Consider the following 15,137-nt stretch of genomic DNA (forward strand, 5'->3'; position numbering starts at 1 on the left):
ACACCATCGCTGTGTGAGCGTCTGTGCTGAGGAGGATTGGATGACGACCGACTTCGGCGATAAACGGCTCGAGGACTTCCGCGCCGAACTGCGACAGTGGTTGAGTGAGCATCGGCGGCCGGCACTCGCGTCGATGGGCGAGTACGAGCTGGAACGCGAAGCCTGGCGGAACCCTGAGTCGCCGCTCTACGAGGACTTCCTCGCCTGGGAGAAGGCGTCGCTGGAAGCCGGGCTGGTCTGTCCGCACTGGCCCGTGGAGTACGGCGGCCGTGGACTGGACGACCTGGAGATGGCCGTCCTCGCCGAGGAGTTCGCACACGCGGACATGCCGCGCGTGACCCGGGGGATGGGGGAGCGCCTCGCCGGTCCGGCCATCCTCGCGCACGGCACCCCCGAGCAGAAGGCGTACTTCCTGCCGCGTGTCGTCAGCGGCGAGGACAGGTACTGCCAGGGTTTCTCCGAGCCCGATGCCGGCTCGGACCTGGCCGCCGTCGCCACCCAGGGGGTCGTGGAGGGTGACGAGATCGTCATCACCGGGCAGAAGATCTGGACATCCCGCGCACATCTCGCCGACACGCTGTTCCTGCTGTGCCGGACCGACCCGCACGCCCCCAAGCACAAGGGCATCTCCTACGTGCTCGTCCCCATGAAGGACAACGGGATCACGGTGCGGCCGCTGATCACCATGTCGGGTGAGGACGCGTTCTCCCAGGAGTACATCGACGGCGCCCGAGCTCCCCTGTTCAACGTCATCGGGGGTCTCAACAACGGGTGGCGGTCCGCGATGACCACCCTCGGCAGCGAGCGTGGCGCGGTGGCCGCGGTCCAGCACCTGGAGTACGAGAAGGAGTGGGAGGCCCTGGTCGAGCGGGCCAGGGAACTCGGCAGGGACGCCGATCCGCTCATCCGCCAGAAGCTGGCCTGGGCCTACTGTCAGGTGCACGTCATGAAGGCCACCGGCCAGCGGGTTCTCGCCACCCTCGCCTCCGGCGGGGAACTGGGCGCCGAGGCGTCGCTGACCAAGCTGGTCTGGAGCGAGTACCACCGGAAACTGGGCGAGATCGCCATCGACATCGAGGGCGCGGAGGCGCTGGTGCGTCCCTCGGGCGACGGCTACCGGGTGGGGCGCTGGCAGAAGACGTTCCTCACCAGCCGCGCTGAGACGATCTTCGCGGGAACGAGCGAGGTCCAGCGCCGGATCGTCGCCGAACGGGTGCTCGGCCTGCCGAGGTCGTCCTAGCGTGGCGATCCTCGACAACGTGACCGGTGGCGCGCGGTCGGAGGCGGCGCGGGCGACGTCGGACCTGAGCACGCTCTTCCGGCCGCGCTCGGTCGCCCTCGTCGGTGCGACGGAACGTTCCATGTGGTCGGTCAACGCCTTCGAGAACCTGCGTCGCTACTCGCCGCGGATCGCGGTGCACTGCGTCAGCCCTACGCGGGCGACCGTGCACGGTGTCACGGCGGCGGCCTCCCTCAGCGCGCTGGGAGAGGCGGTCGACCTGGCCTACATCATGTCCCCGCGCGACACCGTTCCCGACATCCTGCGCGAGGCGGCCGCGAACGGGATCGGCGGCGCCATCGTGCTCACCGCGGGATTCGGGGAGACGGACGACGGCCGAGCGCTCCAGCGCGAGCTCGTCGCGGCGGTGGAGGAGACCGGCATCCACCTGCTGGGGCCGAACGGCAGCGGGTACGTGGACGTGCGGCACCAGGTCGTACCGTTCGGCCTCGCGCTGCCGAACCTGCCCGACCCCGGCGGCGCCTCGTTCGTCCTGCAGTCGGGCGGCCTGATGAAGCCGTTGCTCTCCCTGGCCAGAGCCTGGGGTGTGGGGGTCGGCATGCTGGCGGGCACCGGGAACGAGGCCACGCTCTCGTCCACCGATGTGGCGCGGTATCTCATCGAGAGCGAGGAGACCGGGGCGATCGGCCTGTTCCTCGAGGCGTTCAGGGACGCCGAGGGCTTCCGGTCGCTGGCGGAGCGCGCGCTCGAACTCGACCGGCCGGTCGTGGTGCTCCCGGTCGGGCGCAGTGAGGTGGCCCGGCGAACGGCGATGTCGCACACCGGGGCGCTGGCGGGAGACGCCGCGGTGACGTCCGCGGTGCTGCGGGAGCTCGGCGTGGTCGAGGTCTCCTCGATGGAGGAGTTCGTCGCGACGACCGAGCTGCTCTCCCGCGGGGTGCGGCCGCGCGGTGGCCGCCTCGGCGTGGTCTCGGCGTCCGGCGGAAGCTGTGAGCTGGTGGCGGACAAGGCCGCCGACGAGGGGATGACCCTGCCGCGGCTGCCATCCGCGGCGCTGGAGGAGCTCCGCTCCCTGCTGCCGGCCTTCTCCCACGTGCAGAACCCTCTCGATGTCACCGGTTACGCGACGGTGAACCCGAGCCTGCCGGTGGACGCGGCCGCCATCATGGGCAGGACCGGGGCGGAGCACTACGACCTGCTGCTGTTCCAGGCGTTCGTCGCGCCCCCCGGGCGACCCGCCGACCCCGACCTCACCCGCGCCCACTTCGCGGCGATCGCGGACACCGTCAAGGGGCTCGACGTCCCGGTGCTGCTCCAGGACGAGGTGGGTGTCGGGCTCAGCGACTTCGCCCGGGAGCTGTTCGCGGAACTCGGCCTCGTCAGGTTGCCGGGAGTCGAGGTCGGGTTGCGCGCCGTCGCCAACGCGATGCGCTACACGGGCAGCAGGGAGCGGCTGCGCGGGGCGGAGCGGACCGCCGCCCGGCCGACGTCGTCCGCACCTCTGCCGGAGGGCCCGCTGTCGGAGGCACGGGCGCTGGAGTTGCTGGGTGGCCACGGCGTCCCGGTGATGCCCCACCGCCTCGTCTCGGACGCGGCGGGCGCGGTGGAGGCCGCACGGCTGCTCGGTGGCCGGGTGGTGTTGAAGATCTGCTCGCCGGACATCGCCCACAAGTCCGATGTCGGTGGCGTCGTCCTCGACGTCGAGGGTGACGACACGGTGGCCGAGGCGTACACCGGCCTGATGGCCACGGTCACCGCCCGGGTACCGGAGGCGCGCCTGGACGGCGTGCTCGTCGCGCCCTTCCGCCCCGGTGGCGTCGAGCTGATCGTCGGCATCAACCGCGACCCCGTCTGGGGGCCCGTTCTCGTCCTCGGGTTCGGCGGTGTGCTGGTGGAGGTACTGGCGGACGTGGCGATACGGCCGCTGCCGGTCAGCGCGCGAGACGTCACCGAGATGCTCGACGGGCTCCGGGGGGCGGCGCTCCTGCGGGGAGCACGAGGCCGTGCGGCCGGCGATGTCGACGCCGTGGTCGCGGCGGTCCTGGCATTGGCGGACGCGGCACTCGGCTGGGGTGACGGCTGGGATTCAGTGGAGGTCAACCCGATGCGGGTCGACGGGACGGTGGTCGAGGCCCTCGACGCCCTCGTGGTCGGTAGGTCGGCGTGACACTCACCAGGAAGCGTAAGGAGACGGCAATGAGGCTTGGATTCACGGCTGAGCAGGAGGAACTGCGCACCGGCGTGCGTCGCCTGCTCACCGAGCACGCGAGCACCGACAGGCTGCGGGCGGAGTTGGAGTCCGAGGAGCCCTACGACGCGGGGCTCTGGAAGCTGATGGCGGAGAGCCTCGGACTGCACGCGATGGCGATTCCCGAGGAGTACGGCGGCGCGGGCTACGGCTTCCGCGAGCAGTCGGTGGTGCTGGAGGAGATGGGCCGGGTGCTGCTGCGCTCGCCCTACCTGTCCACCGTGGTCGTGGCGGCCAACGCCCTGCTGCTCGGCGACGACGAGGAACTGCGCCGCGAGTGGCTGCCCCGCATCGCCGCCGGCGACGCGATCGCGAGCCTGGCCCACGTCGAGGCGGACGGGGACTGGCGGGCCACCCGCCCCCGGGTGAGCGCGGTACGCGACGGCGAGGGCTGGCGCGTCACCGGGACCAAGTCGTTCGTGATGGACGGCGTCCAGGCGGACCTGCTCCTCGTCCTGGCCTCGGTCGCGGGCGGCGAGGAGGGCGAGACCGTGCTGCTCGCCGTGGACACCCGCGAGGCGGGCGTCGTCGCCGAGGACGTACCCGTGCTGGACATGACACGGCGGCTGGCGACGGTGACGTTCGCCGACGCCCGCGGCCGGGCGGTCGCCCTGGGAGCCCGCGCCCGGCGGGTGCTGGACGCGACCCTCGGCATCGCGGCCGCAGGCCTGGCGTGCGAGCAGGTGGGCGGTGCCGCGCGGTCCCTGGAGGTGGCCGTGGAGTACGCCAAGGTCCGCGAGCAGTTCGGCGTCCCCATCGGCAGCTTCCAGGCCATCAAGTTCAAGTGCGCCGACATGCTGCTCGACCTGGAGGCGGCGCGCTCCGCGGCGTACTACGCGGCGGCCGCGGTCGCCGACGACGCGGAGGACCTGCCCATCGCGACCTCCGTGGCGAAGGCGGTCTGCTCGGACGCCTACACGGCCATCACCGGAGAGATGATCCAGGTACTCGGCGGGATCGGCTACACCTGGGAGCACGACGCCCACCTCTACTTCAAGAGGGCGAAGGCCTCCCAGCACCTTTTCGGAGACTCCGACCTGCACCGCGAGCAGCTCGCCGTCCGGGTGGGGGTCTGACGTGGCCCGCAACGAGGGGAAGCAGGCGCCGAAGCCCACCCCCGAGACCCGGCCCTACTGGGACGGCGCCGCGGCCGGTGAGCTGCGGCTGCCGCGGTGCGTCCCGTGCGGCAAGGCGTTTCTCTACCCGCGCTCGGCCTGCCCCTTCTGCTCGTCGCCGGACATCGAGTGGTTCACCGCCACCGGCAGGGGCAAGCTGCACTCCTACCTGATCGCCCACCGGCCGTCGCCCGGCTTCGAGAACGAGGGACCGTACGCCGTGGCGGTGGTGGAGCTCGAGGAGGGTCCAAGACTCATGTCCAACATCGTCGGGGTTCCCAACGACCCGGAGCACCTTGTCCTCGACATGGATCTCGAGGTCGTCTTCGACAAGCACGGTGACGTCGCCGTTCCGAAGTTCCAGCCGGCGGGCGGTGGCCGATGAGCATCCGAGGCAGGGTCGCGATCGTCGGAGCCGCCGAGTCCGAGCAGCTCGGGCGCATCCCCGACAAGTCCGCGCTGCAGCTGCACGCCGAGTCCGGGCTGGCCGCGCTGCGCGACGCGGGGCTCACCGTCGCGGACGTCGACGGGGTGGCCTGCGCGGGGGAGAGCCCGCTGGACGTCGCCGACTACCTGGGTATCAACCCCTCCTACCTGGACGGGACGATGGTCGGCGGGACGTCGTTCATGCTGCACGTCCGGCACGCCGCCGCCGCGATCATGGCCGGGCTCTGCGAGACGGTCCTGATCACCCACGGCGAGTCCGGCAGGTCCCGGGTCGGCATGCAGCCGTGGGCCCCCGCGCCGCAGTCGATGCGCGGGCAGTTCGAGGTGCCCTACGGCGGGGTCTTCGCACCGTCGACGTTCCCCATCGGGGTACTGCGCTACATGAAGCAGTACGGCATGACGCCGGAACAGCTGGCGATGGTGCCGGTCGTCCAGCGGAAGTGGGCCGCCCTCAACCCGCGGGCGAAGCTGCGGGACGAGATCACCGTCGACGACGTGCTGTCCTCCAAGATGATCTCCTACCCGCTCCACCTGCTGGAGTGCTGCCTGGTCACCGATGGCGGCGCCGCGGTGGTGGTCACCTCCGCCCGGCGGGCCGCCGACGGGCCGAAACCTCCCGTGTACCTGCTGGGGGCCGGTGAGGCGGGAGAGTCGTCGGCCATCTCGCAGATGGCGGACCTGACGTCGTCCCGCGCGTTCCGGGATGCCGGCCGCGCGGCGTTCGCGGAGGCCGGGGTCTCGCACTCCGAGGTGGACCACCTGATGATCTACGACGCCTTCGCGCACGTCCCGCTGTACGGGCTGGAGGATCTGGGCTTCGTGGGCCGCGGGGAGTCCTTCGGATTCGTCGAGGAGGGGCACACGGCCCCCGGCGGGCGGCTTCCGATGAACACCAACGGTGGTGGTCTCGCGTACACGCACACCGGGATGTACGGCATGTTCGCCATCTGCGAGTCCGTACGCCAGGTACGCGGGGAGGCCGCGGCCCAGGTGGACGGGGTGCGGACCAGCGTCGTGCTGGGGAACGGTGGCTCGTTCATGAGCGCGGGCGTCCTGGTGCTCGGCGCGGAAGAGGTCGCCGCCGCCTGAGGCGCCACCCCATTGTCGAAACATGTGAACAGGAGGACGGATGTCGCGGTTGTGTGAGGGACGCGTGGTGATCGTGACCGGTGCGGGCAACGGCATCGGCCGCTTCCACGCGCTGGAGTTCGCCCGCCAGGGGGCCAAGGTGGTCGTCAACGACCGGGGTGTCGAGCGTGGCGGCGCGGGTGGCTCGCGCACGCCGGCCGACGCGGTCGTCGCGGAGATCGAGGCGATGGGAGGCGAGGCCGTCGCCGACCACGGCGACATCGCCGACATGGCCTCGGCCGAGGCCATGGTGCAGACCGCCGTCGACCGGTTCGGCACCCTGGACGTGCTGGTGAACAACGCCGGCATCGTGCGTGACCGCACGCTGACCAACATGACGGAGGAGGAGTGGGACGACGTCATCAGGGTCCACCTGAAGGGAACCTTCGCGCCGTCCCGCGCCGCCGCCCGGTACTGGAAGGCGCGTGCCAAGGCGGGCGAGAAGCCGTCCGCGCGCCTGGTCAACACCTCGTCCTCGTCCGGCCTGCTCGGTAACATCGGCCAGACCAACTACGGGGCGGCCAAGGCGGGCATCGCCGGCTTCACCGTGATCGCGGCCATGGAACTCGCTCCGTACGGGATCACCGTCAACGCGGTCGCTCCCGGAGCGCGAACCCGGATGACCGAGGGGCTGATGGCCGAGCCCGAGGGGGACTTCGACCCCTACGACCCGGCCGCCATCTCGCCGCTGGTCGCCTGGCTGGGCAGCGAGCGGTCCGCCGGCGTCACCGGACAGGTCTTCGGGTCCAGCGGAGGACTGCTCAGCGTGTACGAGGGCTGGAACGTCGGCCCCACCGCGGAGCTGCCCCGGCTGTGGCGCGCCGAGGAGATCGACGGAGCGGTCCGCAAGCTGCTGGCCCAGTCCGTGCAGAACCCCCGGCTGCCCCAGCTGGACGGGGCCTGACATGGCCCTCGACCTCGACGCGGTCGGCCGGATCAGCGAGCCGGTGGACATCTCGTGGGGATCCGACGAGGCGCTGCTCTACGCCGTCTCGGTCGGCGCCGGGCAGGATCCGGGCGCCGAGCTGTCGGTGACCACGGAGAACAGCGAGAACCTGCGCCAGCGGGTGCTGCCGACCTTCGGCGCGCTGCTCAGCCAGCGGGTGTCCAGGCCGGACATCGGTTCGTACGACAGGAGCCGGCTGCTCCACGCCGAGCAGCACCTGGAGCTGGCGGCCCCGACGGCGGTCTCCGGCCGGGCGAGACTGACCGCCGAAGTGCTGGCGATCCATGACAAGGGCAGCGGGGCGATCGTGTGGACCGGCGTCCGCGCGGTCGACCCCATCTCCGGCGCGCCGATGTTCTCCACCCGGTCGGCCGCCTTCATCCGGGGTGCGGGAGGCTTCGGCGGCCCCCGGGGGGCCGCCGACGACTGGAAGCGGCCGGCGCGTTCTCCGGACGAGATCGTGCGCTACCAGACCCGTCCGGAACAGGCGCTGCTCTACCGCCTGACCGGTGACCGCAACCCCCTGCACTCGGATCCCGCGTTCGCGGCCCGTGGCGGGTTCGACCGGCCGATCCTGCACGGGATGTGCACGTACGGCTTCACCGGCAGGGCCGTCGTGGCGGCCGCCTGCGGCGGCGATCCGGATCTGCTCACCGCCATCGGCGGCCGGTTCCGCGGCATCGTCGTCCCCGGGGAGGCTCTGGAGGTCCGCCTGTGGCTGGACGGGGCCGACGTGATGTTCCAGACCGTCCGGGCGGACGGGACCGTGGTGATCGACCGAGGTGTCGCGCGGATCGACGCGTCCCGTCGCTCCTGGTAGATGACACCTTTCGACTTGGCAACATGTGAGGCACGAAGTGAACAAACGTTCCGCCGGACTTGATCCGTACGACTTCCTCGACATCGACTCGCTGCTCGACACCGAGGAGAGGGAGATCCGCGACACGGTCCGCCGTTTCGTCAGGGAGCGGGTGTTGCCGGAGATCGGCGACTGGTACGAGAGGGGGGTGTTCCCGCGCGAGATCGCCAAGGAACTCGGCTCCCTGGGGCTGCTCGGCATGCACCTGGACGGCTACGGCTGTGCCGGTACCAACGCGGTCTCCTACGGCCTGGCCTGCCTGGAGGTGGAGGCGGGTGACAGCGGCCTGCGCAGTTTCGTGTCCGTGCAGGGTTCCCTGGCGATGTTCCCGATTCGCGCCTACGGATCGGAGGAGCAGCGGGAGACCTGGCTGCCGCGGATGGCGGCGGGGGAGGCCATCGGGTGCTTCGGGCTGACCGAGCCGGACTCCGGCAGCGACCCCGGCAGCATGCGGACGACGGCCCGCCGGGACGGTTCCGACTGGGTTCTCAACGGGACCAAGATGTGGATCACCAACGGTGGCATCGCGGATGTGGCCGTGGTGTGGGCCCGAGCCGAGGAAGGCGTGCGGGGCTTCGTGGTCCCCACCGACACGCCGGGGTTCAGCACCAGGGACGTTCACGGGAAGCTCTCCATGCGGGCCTCGGTGACCTCCGAACTGGTGCTGGAGGACGTGCGGCTGCCCGAGGACGCGGTGCTGCCCGGCGTCGTGGGGCTGAAGGGCCCGCTGTCCTGCCTGAACGAGGCGAGGTTCGGGATCCTGTTCGGCGCGGTCGGCGCGGCACGGGCGTGCTACGAGGCGGCGGTGGAGTACAGCGTCTCCCGCACGCAGTTCGGCAAGCCGGTGGCCGGTTTCCAGCTGGTGCAGCGGAAGCTGGCCGAGATGGCGGTCAGCGTCAACCGGTCGAGCCTGCTGGCGATTCACCTGGGGCGGCTCAAGGACGCGGGCAGGCTGGTGCCGGCTCAGGTGAGCTTCGGCAAGCTGGACAACGTCCGGCAGGCCCTCGACGTCGCGCGCGAGGCGCGCGGCTGTCTCGGCGCGAACGGGATCACGCTGGAGTACCCGGTGATCCGGCACATGACCAACCTGGAGTCGGTCTCCACCTACGAGGGCACGCACGAGATCCACACCCTGGTACTCGGTGAGGCGATCACCGGGATGCCCGCCTACCGGTGATCGCCTCGTCGAACGCGACGAGCAGGTGACGGGGCCGCGCGTGGCACGACCGAGCCGGATCAGAAGCCGGTACTGCTCATCGTCACCACCGGACTGCGGGCCTGACACGAATATCCGCACCGGCTACCGCCGGTGCTCCGTTTCCTCACAGGGGAGAACACGCGGCGCCCGGGTCTCGATGTTCGAGACCCGGGCGCCGTGCTCTTCGCGCTCGGGCCGTCCTGATCGGGGCGCTTCGCGTCTCACATGTCGCCGAGGGGCGTCTCCGGCGGCCGGGGCAGCGGATCCTGGCAAGCGTCGGCAGGCCGTCGACCGTCCGGGATGGCGCGTCCGGCTCGCCGGATGTCAGCCCATGTGCGGGTAGCGGTGGTCGGTCGGCGGGACGAACGTCTCCTTGATCGTCCGGGCGTTGACCCAGCGGGTGAGGTTGAGGATCGACCCGGCCTTGTCGTTGGTGCCCGAGGCGCGGGCCCCGCCGAAGGGCTGCTGGCCGACGACCGCGCCGGTCGGCTTGTCGTTGATGTAGAGGTTGCCCGCCGCGAAGCGCAGCCGCTCCGACGCCGAGGTGATCGCGTAGCGGTCCTGGGCGATGATCGAGCCGGTCAGCGCGTACGGGGAGACACCCTCCATCTGGTCGAGCACCGCGTCGAAGTCCGCGTCGTCGTAGACGTGCACGCCGAGGATCGGGCCGAAGTACTCCTTGACGAAGATCTCGTCGGTGGGATCGGCCGACTCCAGGATGGTCGGCCTCACGAAGTAGCCGGTCGAGTCGTCGTACGAGCCGGTCAGCACGTTGATCGAGTCGAGCGAGCGGGCCCGGTCGATCGCGGCCCTGTGCTTGGCGAACGCCCGCCCGTCGATGACCGCGCCCATGAAGGTCGACAGGTCGGCGGCCACGTCGCCGACGGTCAGCGACTCGGCGGTGCCCACCAGCTCGTCGCGGATCACCGACCAGACCGAGCGCGGCACGTAGGCCCGGGAGGCGGCCGAGCATTTCTGCCCCTGGTACTCGAAGGCGCCGCGGACCAGCGCGGTGGCGAGCACACCGGGATCGGCGGAGGGGTGGGCCAGCACGAAGTCCTTGCCGCCGGTCTCGCCGACCAGACGCGGGTAGGACCGGTAGGAGGTGATGTTGGCGCCGACCGTGGACCACAGGTGCTGGAAGGTCGCCGTGGAGCCGGTGAAGTGGATGCCCGCCAGGTCGGGGTGGGTCGTCGCGACCTCGGAGACGGCGGCGCCGTTGCCGGTCACCATGTTGATGACGCCCGGCGGAAGCCCGGCCTCCTCCAGCAGGCGCATGGTGAAGTGCGCGGCGAACTGCTGGGTGGGGGAGGGCTTCCAGACGACCACGTTGCCCATCAGGGCCGGAGCCGACGGCAGGTTCCCGGCGATGGCCGTGAAGTTGAACGGGGTGATCGCCAGGACGAAGCCCTCCAGCGGCCGGTACTCCATCCGGTTCCACACGCCGGACGACGAGATCGGCTGGTCACTGAGGAGCCTGCGGGCGAAGTCCACGTTGAAGCGCAGGAAGTCGATCAGCTCGCAGGCCGAGTCGATCTCCGCCTGCTGCGCGGACTTGGACTGGCCCAGGATCGTCGCGCCGTTCAGCGTCTGCCGGTAGGGGCCGGCCAGCAGGTCGGCGGCCCGCAGGAAGATCGCGGCCCGCTCGTCGAACGGCATGGCGCGCCACGCGGGCGCCGCCCGCAGCGCGGCGTCGATCGCCGCGCGCACGTCGCCGGCGGTGGCGTCGGCCGTACGGCCGAGCACGGAGGCGTGGTTGTGCGGCTGGACCACGTCGATCGGGGCGCCGCCGCCCATCCGCTGCTCGCCGCCGATCGTCATCGTCAGATCCAGCTGGGCCCCGGCCAGCTCCTTGACGCGGTTCTCCAGCGCGGTGCGCTCGGCACTGCCCGGCGCGTAGCCGAGTACCGGCTCGTTGATCGGGGCGGGAACTGTGGAGATGGCATCCATCACTTGCCTCCAAGGGCACGAAGAAAGAAGGCGATGTTCGCCGGACGCTCGGCCAGCCGGCGCATGAAGTAGCCGTACCAGTCGTCGCCGTAGGGGACGTAGACGCGCATGACATGGCCGGCGCCCGCCAGGGCCTGCTGCCGGTCCGTCCTGATTCCGTAGAGCATCTGGTACTCGTAGTCACCGGGGGAGCGGCCGAACCGGTCGGCGAGCGTCTCGGTGATGGAGATCAGCCGGTCGTCGTGCGTCGCCACCATCGGGTAGCCGGCACCCGACATGAGAATGCGCAGGCAGCGCACGTAGGCTCGGTCGACCTCGTTCTTGTTCCGGTGGGCCACCGAGGCCGGTTCGGCGTAGGCGCCCTTGACCAGGCGGACCCGGGAGCCCTGGTAGGCCAGGTCGCGGCAGTCGGCCTCGCTGCGGAACAGGTAGGACTGCACCGCGACGCCGACGGAGGGGAAGTCCTCGCGCAGGGCCCGCAGCGTCTCCAGCGTGGAGTCGACGGTGGTGTGGTCCTCCATGTCGAGGGTCACGTTCGCCCCGCAGGCGCGGGCGGCCTCGCAGATCTGCCGCGCGTTCTCCAAAGCGATCTTGTCACCGTCGGCGCCCAGCGCCTGGCCGACCGCCGAGAGCTTCACCGAAACCTCGGCGCGGTCGCCGAGCCCCAGCTCGCCCAGGGGGCTGAGCAGGGTGGCGTACGCCCTGGCCGTCTGGGCGGCGGCAGCGGCGTCCTTCGTCTCCTCACCCAGGTGGTCGACGCTGACGGCCAGGCCCGCGGCGGCGAGGCGACGGATCACCTCGACCGCGTCCTGGGGCGTCTCGCCCGCGACGAAGCGGTCGACGACCTTGCGTGTCAGTGGTACGCCGGAGACCGCGCGCCGTACCAGCGGCAGCCGGGATGCGCCGAGAAGGAGGGAACCGAGCATGTATTCACCCTAAAACCCTGCTCAGGCCGACCATCATGTGCATCTGCCACGACCGGCGGGAAAAGTGTTCATACACATGTACAACAATGGTGAGGTGTTACAGGAGACAGTCGACGAGATCGCCGCCAGGCTCGGTGCCTCCGCCACCCTGGAGGACCGCTCGTTCCAGCTCCTGGCCTATGCCGCGCAGAGCGGTGACATCGACATGGTGCGCCAGGAGTCCATTCTGCGGCGCCGCGCGACCGACCAGGTGCGGGCCTACTTCGAGGGATACGGCATCGCCGGCGCCCACGGGCCGGTGCGCATCCCCGCCGACGCCGACCTGGGGGTGCTCGCCCGGGTGTGCGTGCCGCTGCGGCACCGCGAGGTGACCTACGGTTACCTGTGGCTGCTCGACGACGGCACGCTCGGCGACGACGTCCTGGCCTCGGTCGGCGATCTGGTCTCCCGGGCCGCCGCGGTCCTCGCGCAGGAGGCCCGCAGCCGCCAGGACATGGGGGCGAGCCTGCGAGGACTGTTCTCCTCCGACACCGAGGAGCGTTCCTGGGCGCTGTCGAGGCTGGACCTGCGCGGTCCGGTGGCGGCGATCGCCGCCCGCAGCTCGCCGGACCGGGTCGCCGCCCTCTGGACGCTCCCGCGCGGCGTGCTCGCCGATCCGGCGTTCCCCGCCGGGGACGAGCCGCTGGTCGCGCTGCTGGTCCCGGCCGGCCAGGCGGGGGAGTTGGCGGGCCGGATCCAGGGCATGTACGGCACGGTGGTGGGTGTCGGCGCCACCCGGGACGATCCCGCCCAGGCCTGGCGGAGCTGGCGGGAGGCCGTGCACGCGCTCGGTGTCGCCGGCCGGGTGCCCGCGCTGGGGCCCGTCGCCGCCTGGTCGGGGCTGGGGGTCTACCGGCTGCTCGCCCGCATGTCCCAGGCCGGGCTGCGGGAACTGGCGGAGGAGGTCGCCGGGCTGGCCCGGGACCCGGAACTGGTCAGGACCGTGGAGAGCTATCTCGACCGCGCGGGTCACGTCCAGGAGACCGCCACCGCGCTCGGCGTGCACCGCCAGACGCTCTACTACCGGCTGGCCAAGGCCGAGCGGCTCACCGGCCGCGACCTCGCCGACGGCGAGAACCGCCTGCTGGTCCACCTCGCCCTCAAGGCGATCCGCCTGCTCTAAAAGGCCCCGGCCACGCTAAACGGCGGCCCGGTAGATCTTTACCCAGTCCACGTACATGCTGACCGTCGGCGGAGTGGAGCGGTTGCGGCACGGCGACCACTCGTTGCACGTCACGTCGTTCTGCAGCGCCAGGTGCATGGAGCGGCCCCTCGGCACGTTCGGCCCCCGGTAGTCCCACACCTTCGCGCCGTCCAGCCAGAACGTCAGCCGTCCGGGCAGCCAGTCGACCGCGACCGTGTGCCACCGGGTGAAGTCGGCCCGCATCTGCCGCTGGGCCTGGGGGCCGTCGCCGCGGTGCACGAAGATCCCGCCCGATCTGCGGGCCGGATCGATGATCTCGGCGAAGTCGATCTCCGCGTACTCCCCACGGCCCTGGTCGGACGGCCAGAGCAGGGCCACCGGGGTGTAGCCGGCGCCGCGCTCGGCCCGCAGCCGCACCTCCCAGCGCCCGTACCGCTGCGCCGAGCGGGTCGCGATGCCACCGGACAGGTCCCTGCCTGCCACGATGCCGCCCTTGAGCCGCAGGGCGCCGCCGCCCACGCTCGTGGCCCGCCCGGTGCGCGGGTTGGTCTCGGCGTTGGGGGAGTGGTAGACGACCCACCTGCGGCCGTCGACCCGGGTGCCGTCGAAGTTCTCCACCAGGACGGGGGCGCCCCACCCGCGCTCGGCGGACGCGCTCTGTGCCGGCAGCGCGGAGAGCGCCAGGGCGGCGGCCAGGATGCCCAGTAACGTGCCACGAATTGACATGGGCCCATCAAAGCAACGATCGCACTCCAGTAACAGTGGTATTCCATTTTCGCATCCGTCCCACGAATCCGGAGGGTGCTACTTCGAGCAGGTTGTGCCACGATTTCGGACATGAGCGACATTGACGCCATACGGCGGGCACTGGCCAGGCTGGTGGAGTCCGGTGAGCTCCAGGCGGAGCAGGTGGAGCCGGTCACCCTCGCCGTGGGCGAGGCGCTGCGCGACCGGGGCGCCGGGGACCGGGTCAGATGGAGCGAGATCCTCGCCTACGTCGGCGGGGGACTCGTCCTGGCCGGCGCCGCCGCATTCGTCGCGCTGGGCTGGGAGCGGATGACCCAGCCGACGAAGATCACGGCGCTCGCCGTGGTCACCCTCCTGCTGCTGGCGGTGGCCACCGGGCTCGGCCGGGCCGCGCGGTCCGCGACCGGCAGGACGGCCGCGGTACAGGGCAGGGTCGCCGCCACGCTCGCCGCGCTGGGCTCGGGTACGGCCGCCCTCTGCGCGGGGGTCGCCGCCGACCGCCACGAGGGACTCGTCGCCGGCCTGGCCGGGCTGGTGGTCGCGGCGGTGGCCTACGTGCTGCTGCCCACCGCGATCGGCCTGCTGGCCTGCGGCGGGTTCGCCCTGCTCACGGTGACCGGCCTGCTGGACCTCTTCGTCAGGCAGGAGGGCGCCGGCTGGGGCCTCGCCTACGTCGCACTGGGCGTGCTCATCCTGGCGCTCGCCCTCGCCGGGCTGCTCGCCCCCGGCGGCCTGGGGCTGGGCATGGGCGCCGCCATCGCGCTCTTCGGCGGGCAGTGGCCCGTCCTGTGGGACGGGGAGGCCTGGGGGTACTGGCTGACCGCGGTGATCGCGCTGGCCTGCCTGGCGCTGTACGGGCGCCGGCGTACCTGGGTGCTGATCGTCAGCGGAGTGGCCGGGTTGACGCTCGCCGTTCCCGAGGCGGTCTGGGACTGGACCGACGGGGCCGTGGGCGGCGCGGTGATCCTGGTCCTGGCCGGGGCCGTCCTGCTGGCCGCGAGCGGCCTCGGGGTCGTGCTGCACCGCCGCGCGTCCCAGCCGTAGGGCCGCCTTCCGGCACGGACCCGTCACAGGTGAGAAGACCGGGACTCCCGCGGGCGAGCTGGTCGACGTCGTCGATGCCGAGCACGATCCGCCGGGCCGGATCCCC

The 15,137-nt window shown here is 71.5% G+C and carries 13 protein-coding genes; 10 read left to right on the plus strand and 3 right to left on the minus strand.

Annotated elements, in window-relative coordinates; translation table 11 throughout:
- Positions 1 to 40: 40 nt before the first annotated feature.
- Genes ABT061_RS45290 through ABT061_RS45325 form a run of 8 tightly spaced genes read left to right on the plus strand, consistent with a single transcriptional unit; the run spans position 41 to position 9,160 of the window.
- Positions 41 to 1,240, plus strand: coding sequence for an acyl-CoA dehydrogenase family protein (locus ABT061_RS45290; RefSeq protein WP_350929887.1), 1,200 nt, complete (start codon positions 41 to 43; stop codon positions 1,238 to 1,240).
- 1 nt (position 1,241) lies between these two features.
- Positions 1,242 to 3,407: an acetate--CoA ligase family protein gene (locus tag ABT061_RS45295; RefSeq protein WP_350929888.1), complete on the plus strand. Its 2,166-nt coding sequence runs from the start codon at positions 1,242 to 1,244 to the stop codon at positions 3,405 to 3,407.
- 29 nt (positions 3,408 to 3,436) lie between these two features.
- A complete protein-coding gene (locus ABT061_RS45300) occupies positions 3,437 to 4,564 on the plus strand; it encodes an acyl-CoA dehydrogenase family protein (RefSeq protein ID WP_350929889.1) in 1,128 nt (375 codons plus the stop codon).
- A 1-nt stretch (position 4,565) separates the two neighbouring features.
- The gene (locus ABT061_RS45305) at positions 4,566 to 4,988 is read left to right on the plus strand and encodes a Zn-ribbon domain-containing OB-fold protein (protein ID WP_350929890.1); all 423 of its coding nucleotides are present in this window, start codon (positions 4,566 to 4,568) and stop codon (positions 4,986 to 4,988) included.
- A complete protein-coding gene (locus ABT061_RS45310) occupies positions 4,985 to 6,139 on the plus strand; it encodes a thiolase C-terminal domain-containing protein (RefSeq protein ID WP_350929891.1) in 1,155 nt (384 codons plus the stop codon). The genes ABT061_RS45305 and ABT061_RS45310 overlap by 4 nt, the downstream gene beginning before the upstream one ends.
- A 40-nt stretch (positions 6,140 to 6,179) precedes the next feature.
- A complete protein-coding gene (locus ABT061_RS45315) occupies positions 6,180 to 7,082 on the plus strand; it encodes an SDR family oxidoreductase (RefSeq protein WP_350929892.1) in 903 nt (300 codons plus the stop codon).
- 1 nt (position 7,083) lies between these two features.
- A complete protein-coding gene (locus ABT061_RS45320) occupies positions 7,084 to 7,944 on the plus strand; it encodes a MaoC/PaaZ C-terminal domain-containing protein (RefSeq protein ID WP_350929893.1) in 861 nt (286 codons plus the stop codon).
- 37 nt (positions 7,945 to 7,981) lie between these two features.
- Entirely contained in the window at positions 7,982 to 9,160 is a 1,179-nt protein-coding gene (locus ABT061_RS45325) for an acyl-CoA dehydrogenase family protein (protein WP_350929894.1), read from the plus strand.
- 345 nt (positions 9,161 to 9,505) lie between these two features.
- On the opposite strand, the gene pruA is transcribed toward ABT061_RS45325, so the two are convergent.
- Both pruA and ABT061_RS45335 read right to left on the minus strand, forming a co-directional pair.
- A complete protein-coding gene (pruA, locus tag ABT061_RS45330; protein ID WP_350929895.1) occupies positions 9,506 to 11,131 on the minus strand; it encodes an L-glutamate gamma-semialdehyde dehydrogenase in 1,626 nt (541 codons plus the stop codon).
- Complete coding sequence (locus tag ABT061_RS45335; RefSeq protein ID WP_350929896.1) at positions 11,131 to 12,057, minus strand: proline dehydrogenase family protein; 927 nt, start codon at positions 12,055 to 12,057, stop codon at positions 11,131 to 11,133. The genes pruA and ABT061_RS45335 overlap by 1 nt, the downstream gene beginning before the upstream one ends.
- A 94-nt stretch (positions 12,058 to 12,151) precedes the next feature.
- On the opposite strand from ABT061_RS45335, the gene ABT061_RS45340 reads away from it, so the two are divergent.
- The gene (locus ABT061_RS45340) at positions 12,152 to 13,219 is read left to right on the plus strand and encodes a PucR family transcriptional regulator (RefSeq protein ID WP_350929897.1); all 1,068 of its coding nucleotides are present in this window, start codon (positions 12,152 to 12,154) and stop codon (positions 13,217 to 13,219) included.
- Positions 13,220 to 13,234: 15 nt separating this feature from the next.
- On the opposite strand, the gene ABT061_RS45345 is transcribed toward ABT061_RS45340, so the two are convergent.
- A complete protein-coding gene (locus tag ABT061_RS45345) occupies positions 13,235 to 13,966 on the minus strand; it encodes a glycoside hydrolase family 16 protein (RefSeq protein WP_350929898.1) in 732 nt (243 codons plus the stop codon).
- Positions 13,967 to 14,077: 111 nt separating this feature from the next.
- On the opposite strand from ABT061_RS45345, the gene ABT061_RS45350 reads away from it, so the two are divergent.
- Entirely contained in the window at positions 14,078 to 15,031 is a 954-nt protein-coding gene (locus ABT061_RS45350; RefSeq protein WP_350929899.1) for a hypothetical protein, read from the plus strand.
- Positions 15,032 to 15,137 lie beyond the last annotated feature (106 nt).

The organism is Streptosporangium sp. NPDC002544 (assembly GCF_040295965.1).
Taxonomy (GTDB): Bacteria; Actinomycetota; Actinomycetes; order Streptosporangiales; family Streptosporangiaceae; genus Streptosporangium.